Origin of the sequence: Parabacteroides sp. AF39-10AC (assembly GCF_003635405.1) — a bacterium.
In the GTDB taxonomy this organism is placed as follows: domain Bacteria; phylum Bacteroidota; class Bacteroidia; order Bacteroidales; family Tannerellaceae; genus Parabacteroides; species Parabacteroides distasonis.
Genome location: NZ_QTLP01000013.1, coordinates 52,035 through 66,224 on the forward strand (window position 1 = coordinate 52,035; position 14,190 = coordinate 66,224).

Annotated in this window: 10 protein-coding genes and 1 pseudogene; 3 read left to right on the forward strand and 8 right to left on the reverse strand. The window is 44.8% G+C overall.

The window, feature by feature from the left end:
* Nucleotides 1-14: 14 nt before the first annotated feature.
* Complete coding sequence (locus DW033_RS13070; protein WP_122145319.1) at nucleotides 15-1,316, reverse strand: hypothetical protein; 1,302 nt, start codon at nucleotides 1,314-1,316, stop codon at nucleotides 15-17.
* Nucleotides 1,317-1,418: 102 nt separating this feature from the next.
* On the opposite strand from DW033_RS13070, the gene DW033_RS13075 reads away from it, so the two are divergent.
* Nucleotides 1,419-2,309, forward strand: coding sequence for an AraC family transcriptional regulator (locus tag DW033_RS13075; protein ID WP_005866402.1), 891 nt, complete (start codon nucleotides 1,419-1,421; stop codon nucleotides 2,307-2,309).
* A gap of 87 nt (nucleotides 2,310-2,396) precedes the next feature.
* Nucleotides 2,397-3,743 (forward strand): sodium/glutamate symporter, encoded by a 1,347-nt coding sequence (locus DW033_RS13080; RefSeq protein ID WP_005858025.1) that lies wholly within the window; start codon nucleotides 2,397-2,399, stop codon nucleotides 3,741-3,743.
* Here DW033_RS13080 and DW033_RS13085 read toward each other — a convergent pair.
* The 7 genes and pseudogenes from DW033_RS13085 to DW033_RS13110 all read right to left on the reverse strand — a co-directional run bounded on the left by DW033_RS13085 (nucleotide 3,730) and on the right by DW033_RS13110 (nucleotide 13,407).
* Nucleotides 3,730-6,096: an ABC transporter permease gene (locus DW033_RS13085; RefSeq protein ID WP_122382818.1), complete on the reverse strand. Its 2,367-nt coding sequence runs from the start codon at nucleotides 6,094-6,096 to the stop codon at nucleotides 3,730-3,732. The genes DW033_RS13080 and DW033_RS13085 overlap by 14 nt on opposite strands.
* 82 nt (nucleotides 6,097-6,178) lie before the next feature.
* Nucleotides 6,179-6,262, reverse strand: a pseudogene (locus tag DW033_RS24670) (ABC transporter ATP-binding protein); the annotation flags it as partial.
* 199 nt (nucleotides 6,263-6,461) lie between these two features.
* Nucleotides 6,462-8,819, reverse strand: coding sequence for an ABC transporter permease (locus DW033_RS13090; protein ID WP_008774279.1), 2,358 nt, complete (start codon nucleotides 8,817-8,819; stop codon nucleotides 6,462-6,464).
* Between the two features lie 25 nt (nucleotides 8,820-8,844).
* A complete protein-coding gene (locus DW033_RS13095) occupies nucleotides 8,845-11,169 on the reverse strand; it encodes an FtsX-like permease family protein (protein WP_048927813.1) in 2,325 nt (774 codons plus the stop codon).
* A 95-nt stretch (nucleotides 11,170-11,264) separates the two neighbouring features.
* Nucleotides 11,265-11,945: an ABC transporter ATP-binding protein gene (locus DW033_RS13100; protein WP_005858035.1), complete on the reverse strand. Its 681-nt coding sequence runs from the start codon at nucleotides 11,943-11,945 to the stop codon at nucleotides 11,265-11,267.
* A 103-nt stretch (nucleotides 11,946-12,048) separates the two neighbouring features.
* On the reverse strand, nucleotides 12,049-12,300 hold the full coding sequence (locus tag DW033_RS13105) for an RNA polymerase sigma factor (protein WP_005866389.1): 252 nt from the start codon (nucleotides 12,298-12,300) through the stop codon (nucleotides 12,049-12,051).
* Between the two features lie 225 nt (nucleotides 12,301-12,525).
* The gene (locus tag DW033_RS13110) at nucleotides 12,526-13,407 is read right to left on the reverse strand and encodes a hydroxypyruvate isomerase family protein (RefSeq protein ID WP_122144118.1); all 882 of its coding nucleotides are present in this window, start codon (nucleotides 13,405-13,407) and stop codon (nucleotides 12,526-12,528) included.
* Nucleotides 13,408-13,520: 113 nt separating this feature from the next.
* On the opposite strand from DW033_RS13110, the gene DW033_RS13115 reads away from it, so the two are divergent.
* Nucleotides 13,521-14,183, forward strand: coding sequence for a DUF2490 domain-containing protein (locus DW033_RS13115; RefSeq protein WP_008774273.1), 663 nt, complete (start codon nucleotides 13,521-13,523; stop codon nucleotides 14,181-14,183).
* The last annotated feature ends 7 nt before the right edge of the window (nucleotides 14,184-14,190 follow it).

Consider the following 14,190-nt stretch of genomic DNA (forward strand, 5'->3'; position numbering starts at 1 on the left):
TTGCACGCTTGTATTTAACTCTTATTTTTCTCTGCCCAATCCCTTAATAATTCAATCGCCTTAGATAGCACTCCGGCCGACCCCTTGAAATTACCAGAGCCACTGGGGACACCGCCTTTGCCATACCATTCGTAGAATCCGTCATTTTGGATCACACGCTCGATCATCGGATGAATCTCCGCATAAGCCTCCTCAACCATTCCATTAACGACAAGCTGCTGGATCATCCGACCGCCAAACCAAGTCCAATCCCCGCCATTCTGATACAGATAAGCCTTTGACATTCCTCCATGGAAAAAACCATCCGGATACACGGGATATAAGGTAAGACCAATGCTTGGCATACCCGACAGGCGAACATTCTCAAGCATCTGGGCATTTACGGTACGTATCTCATCTTCCGACAACAAGCCGGCCTCTATAGCGATAGCCGTCCCACCATGATAATGAATGGCAAGTTCATCAAAACCTTCCGGAATCGGAGATTTCTCCGGATAAATATGAGGAATGAACTTCTGGCGCTTCTCGTCCCATAAATGAGTCCGTACGTTCTTGGCGATTCCCTCCCGTAAACTTCTCCAACGGGGAGCTTGCGGGGAATCGGGAGCCATCTCCAATAAATAATCTAAAGCGATAAGAAACATAGCGTTATCATATACGTCAATGGCCGGATCGGATAGCTCATTCATGTCACATCCGAAATCATCGTTCGGCTGCACGTCTCCCCAGTCCGCCGTCATCGCCCCGTATAGCAATCCATATTCCTTATTATATCGTTCTCGCATCAAGTAATCTACCATCAAGTTCATTCGCTCCAAGACGGTCTTTCCGGCCACCACCTCATCCAGAATACCCCGGTCACCCGTCTTACGAATGTATTTACCTACGATCTGAATCAAGGAAGACTCTTGGTCCGTCTCTACCGTATTCTTAAAAGCGACATGTTTCGGGGCGGCATTCGAATAATAAGGCGTATCATCATACCATGTAAAATCTTCTTTCAGCACATAACCATCGATCATCTCATCATTCGGCTGTTGAAGAGCGAAAAACAATAAGATAGCTTCCCGCAGTTCGTGTGGATCACTCTCCTCGCAAGCGATCTCTATAAACGTATTCATATCACGAGCCCATATCTGGGAATAACCGCTGCCCGCGTTAAAACCATTGCGGATGGTAGCACGAGCCATACTATCGACCTTCAACAAATTCGTATCAGACAATATCTGATTGGCCAATCGCTGTCTATCGGTTAATCCCGTACAAGACAAAAAAGATACAAATACAAAAGAAACTACAACTAGAATTTTATTCATGGCATTATGTTATGATTTATGTCGGCAAAATTATTTCAATAATCCAGAAAGGAATACTACATTTGTTCCGATTTACTTGTACAATCTTATGATTTATAGATCATGGTCAAGATAAAAGAAGGATTTAAGGGAGAACGGCTCGTTTCTTTACCCGAGGAACTATTGGCAAGCTACCGGAGGGAACCGCTCATCAATAATTTATATGTACGCAAGATCGGTTTCTTCCCACGTGTTAAATATCATTTTCTCCAAAAAGAACATGGCTGTGACTACGCCATGCTTATTTATTGTACGGAGGGAAAAGGATGGTATCGTATCCTCGGTAAACAATATACCGTGGAGAAATACCAATATATCATCATCCCTCCCGGTATCCCCTACTCATTCGGGGCAGACGAGGGAGATCCATGGACTATTTACTGGTTACACTTCCAAGGGAAGCTTCGCGATCAATTCCTGCCGTCGCATCCGGTTCCGGTCACTATTTCGCCGAATGAATATTCCCGTTTACAAGATCGGTTACGGCTGTTTGAGGAGATATATAGCAGTTTCTCCATGGGATATATTAAAGAATATATGATTTATTCCTCCATGTGCCTTTACAATTTTCTGGCCTCTTTCATCTATCTGGAGCAATTCCGCCATATCATGATTCCCTCGCAAAAAGAATATCCATTCACGGCACGGGTTATTCATTATATGCGTGAGAACATCCAGCAGAATCTTACCTTGAAGGAATTAGCGTCTTATTTCAAATATTCCCCTTCTCACTTCTCGGCTCTCTTCTTTGGCGAGACCGGGGTCTCGCCCATGAATTACTTCATACGCTTGAAAATACAGAAGGCTTGTGAATATATCGAGCTAACGAATATGAAGTTGAATGAGATCGCCACGCATCTGGGATTCGAGGATGCCGCCTACTTCTCGCGTACGTTTACGAAAGTTATGGGTTGCTCTCCTTCCGTTTATCGTAAAAAGGAGATGGAGATATAGAATTCGTTTGGATTTCTAGTATTTCTCATGAGAATAAAATATATTTGTACAATAGATATTTAAACGAACATAAAGTAAGTAGTTACTATGATAGACCTAACACAGTTCACCCCTTGGACTCTCTTTACGGATCTTGGATTCATTTCGATACTTCTATTGGTTGGCAAATTCATACGAGTCAAGGTAAAACTGATACAACAATTATTCATCCCACCCAGCTTGATCGCAGGCTTGCTAGGACTGGCGTTCGGACCTAATGGACTGGGGTGGATTCCGCTTTCCAATGACTTAGGTACTTATGCGGCTATCCTTATCGCCTTGGTGTTCGGCGCGTTGCCTTTATCTTCCCCGAACGTCTCCATGAAAGAAGTAGCGAAACGAGTCGGGCCGATGTGGGCGTACGCTCAGGTGGGTATGTTATTGCAATGGGCATTGGTAGGCCTTTTCGGATTGTACGTGATCAAACTGATCTGGCCGGACCTGAATGACGCTTTCGGCATTATGTTGCCGACAGGCTTTTATGGCGGACACGGCACGGCCGCTGCTATCGGGTCTGCGTTCGAGGGATTGGGCTGGGACGAGGCTCGCAGTTTAGGCATGACAACCGCTACCGTGGGGGTTATTTGCTCGATCATCGGAGGTTTACTGATGGTCAAATGGGCGGCCAAGCATAAACAAACCGCTTTTATCTCGGATTTCGACGATCTCCCGGATGAGTTGAGAAGCGGGTTGCTGCCGGAGGATAAGCGGGATTCCATCGGAGAGGCTACGACTTCCTCCATATCCATCGATACGCTGACTTTCCATGTGGCCTTGGTGTTTGTCGTGGCTTTTTTGGGATATATGGTTAGCCAAACCGTAAAGGTGTATTATCCGGTATTGGAGTTACCTGTTTTCAGTTGTGCCTTTATCATTGGATTAGTATTAAAGAAATTCTTCGACGCAACAACCATATCCAGATATATCTGTCCGCAGACGACCCAGAGGCTGAGCAGTTCCTTCACGGATATGCTGGTAGCTTGCGGTGTAGCGTCTATCAAGCTAGGGGTGATCGTAAAATATGCCTTGCCGCTTATCGTACTCATCATAGCGGGCGTGGCGATCGTCTGGTGCATAACATTCTTCTTAGGAAGAAGATTAGCCAAGACCTTTTGGTTCGAGCGCATGATTTTCGCTTGGGGATGGTGGACCGGCACGATGGCCATGGGCATCGCCTTGCTGCGGATCGTCGATCCGAAACTTTCCAGCAAAGCGATGGATGATTATGCGATGGCTTACCTGCCTATCGCTCCCATAGAGATCTTATTGATCACCTTCGTCCCCATCCTTTTCGTAAACGGATTGGGAGTTTGGTTGCTATTAGCCTGCTTGGTCCTTTCCCTACTTATCTTGCTGCTGGCGTGGAAGATGGGATGGTGGATTACTCGCTCTTGATACTATTTACCGGGTTCTCGTTCGCCGCTTTCCAGTTCTGGAAACTCACGGTCAATAACGTGATTACGGTTACGATCAATAAGGCGATTAAGAATACCCACCAATGAAGCGGAGTCTTATAAGCGAAACCCTCGAGCCACATCTTCGCGCCCTGCCAAGCGATCGGCGCCGCTATCACGAAGCAAATACCTACAATCCTCAGATAGGCCTTATTAAACATCAGCAGGATCTCCCCTACCGTAGCTCCATGTACCTTGCGGATACCTATTTCCTTACGGCGGTATTGAGTCTCGAACACCACTAAGCCAAATACCCCGACCAAAGAGATAATAATCGCCAGTAAACTAAAGACCGTAACCAGATCGCGCAGGTTCTCCTCTTTCCGGTAAAGATGATTAAAGATCTCATCATAGAACTCGATATTGAACGGATAGGAAGGGTCTAATTCTCTCATCGTCTCCTGGATGTGTCCTACTACGGCATGAATGTCCGATCCGGCTTTCAAGCGGATATAAGAGATTGGCAAAGAATAACCAAAGTTTCCGACCAAGAAAGCGATATTATCCTCTCCACCACGAAGCGAGGTGAATTTCACATCGTCGGAGAAACCGATAAGATGACCGGAAGAATAGCTATCGAACGCGTCACCCACTTGCATATCCAACCCCTCCATCGCCGTACGATTGAATATATAAGACACATGATCCGAAAGTTCGTCCGCCTTTGAGAAATCTCTCCCTTCTATAACCGGAATCCCCATCACCCGCAAGAAATTGGAAGATGCTATAATTATGAAATACTGAAAGTCCTTACCCTTATAATTACCGCCATTCGTGTTATACCCGTCCTTAGAGCCCACTTTCTCCATAGCGAAAGCTACATCCTCGATCCCCGGATTCTCTTTTAAGCGATTCACATATGTATCGTGATGCTTATTGTACATTGTCTCATTCAGCTCCACGATAGCTACCTGATCCTTATCGAATCCTAAAGAGAAATTCCGCATATAACTATTCTGGATTTGTACAAAGCAAGCCCCGATAATCAACACGATCGAAACAACGAACTGGACACAAATCAATGTCGTACGTAACTTACGCCCGGAAGGAGATAACCCGAAGCTGCCCTTCAGCACCAAGGCCGGAGGAAAAGAAGTTATATAATAAGCAGGATAAATACCCGCCAGCCAACCGATAACCAACGCTACGATGCCACACAAGAAAACGATCGGAAGATTTGAGACCAAACTCAAATCAGCCTCGATAAAAGGTAGCGCTTCCGCCCAATCCAATCCCCAAACGATAACGAGACTTACCAGCCATGCTATAAAACTAATAAGGGCTGCCTCTATCAATAAAGATCTGCGCAACAAAGTATCCGAACTACCCAATACCTTCTGCGTATTGATACTTTTGATTCGCAACGGAGTCAGAGAAGTGCTAAAGTTCGTGAAGTTAATAGCCGCGACAATGACGATCAGAAGAGCTATACCGAACAATAAGGCCGTGACTTCCTTGTTTCCGCTCCGGAATGTACCACCGTCTTGCGTCTCATTCATATAATAAATATCAGTCAGCGGAACGAGCCGGATCTGTTCTCCTTCATGGTAAATCTTCTTGAAATCAAAATTACGGTTGAAATTATCGGCAACCTCATCTGCCATGGCAGGATTATCAAGCAATAAATAACAAACCCAGTTACTTGAGCTAAAATTATTGATATTATAATCCGGATCGATCGCCGTATAGACCACGTTCCGAAGCTGCGTGTTCTCCGGGAAATCCTTATAAACCGCGCCAATCGTAAAGAGCTTAGCCGATTTAGTCCAGATATTTTCTTCCGCTCGCAACGTCTTACCAACCGCAGAGATATCTTCCCCAAACAACTTGTCAGCCAAGCTTCGGGGTACCATTACTTTCTCGGGATCTTTCAAGCAATCGATATCGCCTTCCACGATCGGGAACGCGAATATCTTCGGTAAACTAGCGTGGCAGGTTGTCACGATTTCCTTAAACCCAAACGGTTGCCCGTTTCTATCCACCGAGAGATAAACACCATTCTGGCCAAAAGAAGGAGTCAACAATGTACCCGCCTCTATATGCGGGGAAGATTGGATGACAGCCTCCACAAAGGCACGGGGTAATATTGTCCCGAAAGTACCCGGAATGGTCAAGTCCACCCTAAAAATCCGCCCGGACGTAGGATGGCAACGGTCAAAAGTCCGCTCAAAATTAATCTGTATCAAAATCACGATAAAAGCGGCGAAAGCAACCGCTAATCCCGCTACATTCAAAAAGGTAGCTACCTTGAAACGTATTAATACATTGATGAAATTGCGTATGATTGTTTTCATAACTTGCTCTATTTTATTGATACTAAAATCGACCCAAAAAGAGTATTCCTTAAATAAGATGGCTGATATTCATTCGTTTCAAGATATTCAAAGAAACCTTGTTCAACGCAATTGTCTCAACCTCTTCCGTACGGAAAAACTTACTTAAACCTTTGATCTTAATCATGGCTGTATTTGTTTTAATTTATTATACTCAAATCCATCTAATAATATTCAAATAACGTGCCAAACTACATATCAAACTAATATTCAATAAATTAATTCTCAATTCATAAAACAGAAGTGTCCAATAATTGGACACCATTGTACAATTATTGGACACATACTTTTCTATGAAAACAGCAATATGATTCTACAAAAATCTTCTACTCATTCTTAATACTATGTACTGGATTCTCATTCGCCGCATGCCAGTTTTGGAAAGTGACAGTCAATATTGTGATAACCGCTATGATAGCAAAAGCGATCAAATACACCCACCAATACATCGGTGTCTTATAAGCGAAATTCTCCAACCAGCGGCTCACCGCATAACCCGCAACCGGAGCGCCCAATACGAAACAAACACATAAAATACGTATATACGTCTTGTTGAACATCACGATAATCTCGCCCGTGGTAGAACCCAGCACCTTACGAACACCAATTTCTTTCTTCCGATACTCGCTATCGAATACTACCAAACCAAAGACTCCTACGATAGAGATGAAAATAGCGCATAGCCCGAACAAGGTAATCAAGGAACTCAGATTCCCCTCTTTCTTATACAAATCATTCAACACCTGATTGAAAAAACGGATATTGAAGGGATACTCCGGATCGAATGTTCGCACGGCCGATCGCACATGATCCATGGCTGCCCGCAAGTCTGATCCCGCCTTTACCTTGATATATGCCCAGTTAGGACGACTCCCCCAATTACGTGTTCCCCATACGAAAAACGCCATGGGCGCTATCTCCGTACGGAAAGAGGCGAATTTCACGTCCGGTATGAAACCGACGATTTTTGTGCTGTCAATCATCGCATCTACCTCCATTTCATAGGCGGCACGCGCACGCTCATTAAAAATATAAGCCCCATAAGGATTATTAGCGTCTTCCTCCCGAAAGTCGCGGCCTTCATTTACTTGTATCCCTAACACCTTTAGGAAAGAAGGATCTACCGGCAGGCATTGAAAACTGATCTCTCTGCCTTGATACTCACGTCCCCACCCCATGTACTGGTCACTGCTGGAGAGAAGAGGCTCGGCGAACGTCACGTCATCGATGCCCGAGAAAGATTTCACCTGGCTCACGAAAGCCTCATGGCTTTTCCAGAGTTTAGAGTTCAGATCGGTAACGATAATCTCATCCTTATCATAGCCTAACGGGGCGTGCTGCATATAATAATTCTGCAAATACATGAATACCGCCCCAATAATCAACCCAAATGAAGCCACATACTGCACGCCAATCAAGACATTACGCATCTGGCGGCCTTTTGGTGACAGACCGAAACTTCCTTTCAATACCAAGGCCGGAGAAAAAGATGTCATATAATAAGCGGGATACAACCCGGCGCACAAACCGGTAGCAATCGCGATCAATGCCGTAGCCCCCAACAACAACGGATAATCCATCAAGGCAATCCGAGCGTCGATAAGCGCGGATAAGGTTGTGCTGGAAAACAAAGAGACCCAAAGCAACGCCAACAGGAAAGAGATAACACTGATAACGATAGCCTCCAAAATCAGAGACATACGGATCACCGAGACCTCGCCACCCAATACTTTTTGCGTATTTATGCTCTTGATACGCATGGGCGTAAGCGCCGTACTGAAGTTCGTGAAATTAATACCGGCAATCACTACGATCACGATGGCGATCGCAAATAAGACAAGCATAGTAGATTTACTTGCCTTCGGAGCATTATCGTAAGTGACCCCGGAGTCGAAATGCACCTCCGTCAGAGGGTTCAGAACCAAAGACATTCCACCTCCTTCCCAAGAGAAATCTTTCGATAAGGTAGATACATCGAAATGCGCTTTGAAATTCTCGAACAAGCCGGAAGCGTTCGCTGGATCATCCAAACGGACGTAGAACATATAATTCCAATTGCCAAAGTTCTGGAAATTCTCTTTCGGATTTAATTGGTAATAGATACTATTCCCCACAGATGAGTTATCCGGGAAATCCCGATACACTCCTCCAATGGTGAAAACACCTTTCGAATTAACCATATGCAACTGCTTACCCACCGCGGATTGATTGCCGAAAAGCTTGTTCGATAGACTTAGCGGAAGTAATACCATATTGGGTTCTTTCAATTTATCGGCGCTGCCGTCCAACATATCAAACGTAAATATATCCGCATACTCAGGAAATACACGCATCCATCGCTCCTTGAAATTATTCCGAACACCGTTCTCCTCCGTATAAAAGAAAGCGCCCTCTCCCCAAGGATCCAATAACGAACCGGCCAGAATATGCGGTGATGATCGGATAAAAGCTTCCGCTAACGGACGGTTTATAATAGCCTGTTTCGTACCACTTTCATAAGCCACCTCTACCCGGAATATCCGATCCACATCCTTTATGCCTCGGTCAAAATTCCGGTCATAGTCCACTTGCATCATAATCAAGATGAAAGCAGAAAAAGCCACAGATAGTCCTAATACATTTAAAAGTGTCGCCATCTTGAAACGGCACAATACACTCAAGAGATTCCTCAAAATAGTTTTCATACGTAATTTTATATTACCTGTTATATTATTCGTTCTTAATGCTACGGACCGGATTCTCATTGGCGATATTCCAAGATTTCAGGATCACGCATCCCCAAATGATCGCTAGAACCAGTAGAGCCGTAGATATGAAAATAAAAACAGTCAGCGGTATCTTATCCGCGAATTGCCTCAACCAGCTCTCTCCCACGACTCGTGAGGCTATCACTCCTAAAAGGATAGCCGGGAAAGCCGTGATCAAAACATCCTTAGATAAAAGACGTAAAATATTCGGGGCCGTCGCTCCATTCACCTTGCGAATCGCTATCTCCTTGCTCCTACGGTGCATCTCGTCCGTAATATATCCGAATAATCCCATTAAGGTGATCAGCAAGATAGCGATCGAGGCAACAAAGACGCCGTCACGGAAATGACGGGTTCCCTCATACTGAGACTCTATGATCGTTTTCAGCACCGTAAAACCGACATCCTCATTCGGAAATAGTTCCGCGATCTTATCATTCATTTCCCGTAAATATTCCGGAGTTAGCTCGGAGACACGAACCGTAAAGTTACAATAACTCATCCGGTCACTACCAAACATGATGACCGGTAACTGGGGAGTGAAGAAGGAATTCACCATGAAATCACGGGTTACACCCACTATTTTTCCTTTTAAATTACCCTCATCATCATAAATATATTTACCGATCGCAGCATCCGTCCACCCACGTTTACTCACGAATGACTCATTCACTAAAATATCCCCGTCACCTTTTAGTGGTTGCCCCTCAAGCAAGGGGATTTTCATCAGAGAGAGATAATCGGCATCATAGTTTACCTGTCGGGCCGTGAACAGCCAGTTTTTCTCATTATCCAGAATAGGGAAACCACCATAACCACTTAGAATGTCCATTGACGAAAGCCCCGTAGCCGTGACATAAGGTAACTTCTTGAACTCGGCGGTAAGTTTGGCCGTTTCCGGATCATCCATATTATTCAAGGGGGCATACACTATATTTTCCGGATCATATCCTAAATCATTATTCATTAGCCGATCATATTGCAATAACACGATCACCAATAATGTAATGACAAACGCAATTCCCCCAAACTGGATAAAGAGCAAACTCCGCTTCCATCCCTGCTTACCCGAAGTAGATACCCGGAATACTTGGGTAACCGGGATAACGCTGAACAAACGGGCCGGTAGCAAGGCGGACAAAATGAATATAGCCAAGATCATGATCGCAGGAAGCCATATAGTCTGCGCATTCAATAAAGTGCCCAAAGTAGGAACAGCCGCCATATCCGCTACATATTCCCGGAAAGCGAATAAAAGCAATGCCATACATACAAGAGCCACAACAAATAAAGCCGCCGTCTCAAACAAGAACATATTGAAAATGTCCTTGCTGGAAGCTCCATTACATTTATGTACTCCTACGGATCTCGCCCGGATCGGCAGAGAAGATACCGAGTTCAAGATATAATTCATCGCCGCCACGAATAACAAAGCGAAAGCCAGTACGCTCATGATCACCACCATCCGCTTCACCTCGGTACTTTGCGTATATATCTCCGAGACCGGCTTGATATAAAGCTCCATATCAAAACCTTGTTTCCTCTCTCTTTCTACATCTATATATTTAGGCAATAAAGCCGGTATTTTCTGATTGATTTGTTCCGGGAACACACCCGGTTTCAGGCGGATATAGCCCAGATAACTATCGTCGGCACCCCAACCGGCATAGGCACCGAACTGGGTTTTCATATTAATGAAAGAAGCGACAGCGTCAAAACGTAAATGACTATTTTCCGGTATGTCACGGAATATCCCGGCCACCGTATAAGGATAGTTTTTTCCGTACAGCAGTTGTTTCCCGATCGGATCTTCCTTGCCAAATATACGTTCAGCCATTTTTTCCGATAAGAAAACTTGATCTTCGATTCCCAACAAACGGTCATCCCCTCTTAGCACCTTGATTCCCATCGTACGGAAAAAGAGGGAATCCGCCATCATCAAACGGGGCTTGAACCGATCCTCACCATGATACAATACGGCTCCGTATCTTCTCCGGCAAACCGTCGCATACTGTATCTCGGGGAACTCTTGCCGCAAAGCCTCCGGGATCGGGGCAAATAGGATACGAGACCCATCTTCCTCTCCCGTTTTATCATCATTGTATCGCACATGCACGCTATACAAATCTTCCACTTGGTCAAAGAATGTATCGAAGCTCAATTCAAAAGCGACCCTAGCGAACAGGATCAATCCCACTCCAAGTCCTAGTGTCAAGGACAGAACCTTGATCACATTTCCCCCTCGGCCTCGAAGTAAATAACGGATTGTATAATATAGCTGTCTCATCGATTTGTATTTAAGTTAAATTGAAAGCTAACCGACCTTCACAGGCCAATTAGCTTATAAAAAACTCTTGTGTGTATGTGTTTATGTCATGTTGACTAAATAAATTCACTAACGGAAGAAACAACGCTACCGTCGAATAAATTGATCACACGGTGAGCGAAACCCGCGTCGTGCTTGGAGTGCGTCACCATTACGATCGTCGTTCCCTCCTTATTCAGCTCGGTGAGCAGCTGCATAACCTCGGCACCGTTCTTGGAATCCAAGTTACCCGTTGGCTCATCGGCCAAGATTATCTTCGGGTTGGAAACTACCGCACGGGCGATCGCCACACGCTGTTGCTGACCTCCGGAGAGTTGCTGAGGGAAGTGAGCCGCACGGTGGCTGATATTCATCCGCTTCAAGATATCCGTTACCATCTGCTTACGCTCCGACGCCTTGATCTTTAGATAAGTCAACGGCAGCTCCACGTTCTCAAAAACGTTCAACTCGTCTATCAAGTTGAAGCTCTGGAACACGAAACCGATGTTTCCCTTACGGACCTGCGTACGCTCTTTCTCTTTCAAATGTCCTACCTCTTGGTCGCCCAAGTAATAATTTCCCTCGGAAGGGTTATCCAGCAAACCCAGAATATTCAACAACGTAGACTTACCGCAACCGGAAGGTCCCATGACAGCGACGAACTCGCCATCTTTTACCTCCAAAGAAACCTTATTCAACGCAATTGTCTCAACCTCTTCCGTACGGAAAAACTTACTTAAACCTTCGATCTTAATCATGACTGTATTTGTTTTAATTGTTATCTAACTATTTAATTTACCATATCTAATTCAAATAGTGTGCCAAACTAACTAAATATTTAATTCTCAAACAAGTAGTATTTTACTTTCCAAAACAGACTGTCCAATTATTTGACAGTGGTGTACAAAATTTAGACACTACTATCCAATATCTCGACATAAAAAAATAGTCTAAATTATAATAGTCTAACTCGCCACGCATATACCATAGTTTCAAAAAGACTTCCTGCATGATATCCTCGGCATCCTCCGGGTTATCAAGCAGCCTTCTCGCGTAAAGGAATAGTTTCTCCCGCAAAGGCAATATCTCTTTTTTAAACTGTTCTTGTTCCATTCTATCTTAATGACAATCGAGAAAAGAAAACGTAACATGGCTGGAGAAAATAAATTCAAGGTCTTTGTCATTCTAGTATTATAGTCGTGCCACCCTTATGGCACGATAATGCCACGGCGATGGCACGATGATGCCATAGCGATGGCACAACGATGCCACGCTGGTGGCACAGCCGTGCCACTATAACGGCACTGGCTTGGCACTGTAAGTTATTACTAAATAGCCCTATACATCACAGATACGGATACACTTCTCCAAGGAAGCGATCTTGTCTTCTTGGGCGGGGACGAACTCCTGCCCAACGAAGCCTTTATAGCCTGTCTCCATAAGAGCCTTGATGATAGCCGGATAATAAAGTTCCTGCGTCTCGTCGATTTCCGCGCGCCCCGGGCTACCTCCGGTATGGACATGGGAGAAGTATTGATTATATTTCCGGATATTCTCGATGATATTCCCCTCCATGATCTGCATATGATAAATATCGTATAGTAACTTAAAATTAGGGGAACCGATACGGCGACAAAGCTCCGCCCCCCAAACCGTATGATCGCACAGATAATCCTTATGGCCGACACTGTTCAAAAGCTCCATGGTCAAGACGACCTTGTGTTTCTCCGCTAACGGGATAAGGCGCTTCAACCCCTTCTCGCAGTTCTCCCAGCCTTGCAAGTCCGTTACGCCATTACGTCTGCCGGAGAAGCAAATCAAGTTTGTCAATCCAGCGTCCGCCACCATCGGGATCACCTTCTCATAACTGGCGACCAACTCGTCATGCAAGGCCGGATCATTGAAACCTCGATCTATTCCAAGCCCGGCCCCTTGCGCCATCGCCACCGTCAGGCCATGTTTTTGTACGATCGGCCAATCTACCGGGTCCAGCAACTCAACGGATTCAATCCCTATATGCTTGCAGATCTCACAGAACTCGTCCAGCTTATAATCGCCGAAACACCATTTACTTACGGAATGGCGGACATTTCCTTTCAAGGTTTCCTTCACGTCTGTTTTCTTTTTTGCGGCGGCTGCCGCCTCGATACCTGTAGTCGCCAAAGCCACGCCTCCAGCTAAAAATGTCTTGATAGCCGTTCTTCTTGATATGTTTTCCATGTATTCGAATTTGATAGTTAATAGGAGACAAATATAAGAAAAATCGGATATAATATCCTGAGGCGTTGGTATTACATCCAAAAACACTACTTTTGCATCGGAAGTCACTCTACATGAAAAACACATCATATACAAAACGATCTATTTATCTGATCCTATTCTTTATAATAGGATGCACTTCATCCCTATACGGAATGGAAGGCGCAGGTGTGTATTTCAAGGCGAGCCTATGCGGAAAAATCTATAAGCATTTATCCTTTCTTGTAGAAGAGGACATCCGTCCGAGAGATGACTTTAAGGAAGCGGAATGGTTCCTCACCACCGTTGAGGTAAACTACAAGTTTAATAAATATCTTCTGGCAGGAAGCGGATATATGTCTCTAGCACGATACAAGGCATCCGACGAGTTACGAAACCGATATTATCTCTACGCTACGGGGACTTATTCGGCCGGACGTTTTACCCTCTCTGTCCGGGAACGTTTTCAAAGTACCTATAAGGTTCACGCCGAACATCCCAAGAATTATCTGCGTTCGATGCTGACCCTCTCCTATAAGATCGGCAAGAGTGGTTTCTGTCCTTTTGCCTACACCGAGGTCTTCAATGATACGCGAAATAAGATGCGGTCCGATAAGATCCGTTTCTCCACAGGAAGTAATTACCAACTAAACCCGAACAATAACCTCCAACTCTATTATCGCTACCATATATTTAATGTAGACGATCCCGTGAATTACCGCCATGCGATCGGTATCTGCTATACCCATCGTTTTTAATGAGAAT

Excerpts from the sequence above, each read along its gene's own strand:
- DW033_RS13070 (WP_122145319.1), bottom strand. The coding sequence starts at position 1,316 with ATGAATAAAATTCTAGTTGTAGTTTCTTTTGTATTTGTATCTTTTTTG.
- DW033_RS13075 (WP_005866402.1), top strand. The coding sequence starts at position 1,419 with ATGGTCAAGATAAAAGAAGGATTTAAGGGAGAACGGCTCGTTTCTTTA.
- DW033_RS13080 (WP_005858025.1), top strand. The coding sequence starts at position 2,397 with ATGATAGACCTAACACAGTTCACCCCTTGGACTCTCTTTACGGATCTT.
- DW033_RS13085 (WP_122382818.1), bottom strand. The coding sequence starts at position 6,096 with ATGAAAACAATCATACGCAATTTCATCAATGTATTAATACGTTTCAAG.
- DW033_RS13090 (WP_008774279.1), bottom strand. The coding sequence starts at position 8,819 with ATGAAAACTATTTTGAGGAATCTCTTGAGTGTATTGTGCCGTTTCAAG.
- DW033_RS13095 (WP_048927813.1), bottom strand. The coding sequence starts at position 11,169 with ATGAGACAGCTATATTATACAATCCGTTATTTACTTCGAGGCCGAGGG.
- DW033_RS13100 (WP_005858035.1), bottom strand. The coding sequence starts at position 11,945 with ATGATTAAGATCGAAGGTTTAAGTAAGTTTTTCCGTACGGAAGAGGTT.
- DW033_RS13105 (WP_005866389.1), bottom strand. The coding sequence starts at position 12,300 with ATGGAACAAGAACAGTTTAAAAAAGAGATATTGCCTTTGCGGGAGAAA.
- DW033_RS13110 (WP_122144118.1), bottom strand. The coding sequence starts at position 13,407 with ATGGAAAACATATCAAGAAGAACGGCTATCAAGACATTTTTAGCTGGA.
- DW033_RS13115 (WP_008774273.1), top strand. The coding sequence starts at position 13,521 with ATGAAAAACACATCATATACAAAACGATCTATTTATCTGATCCTATTC.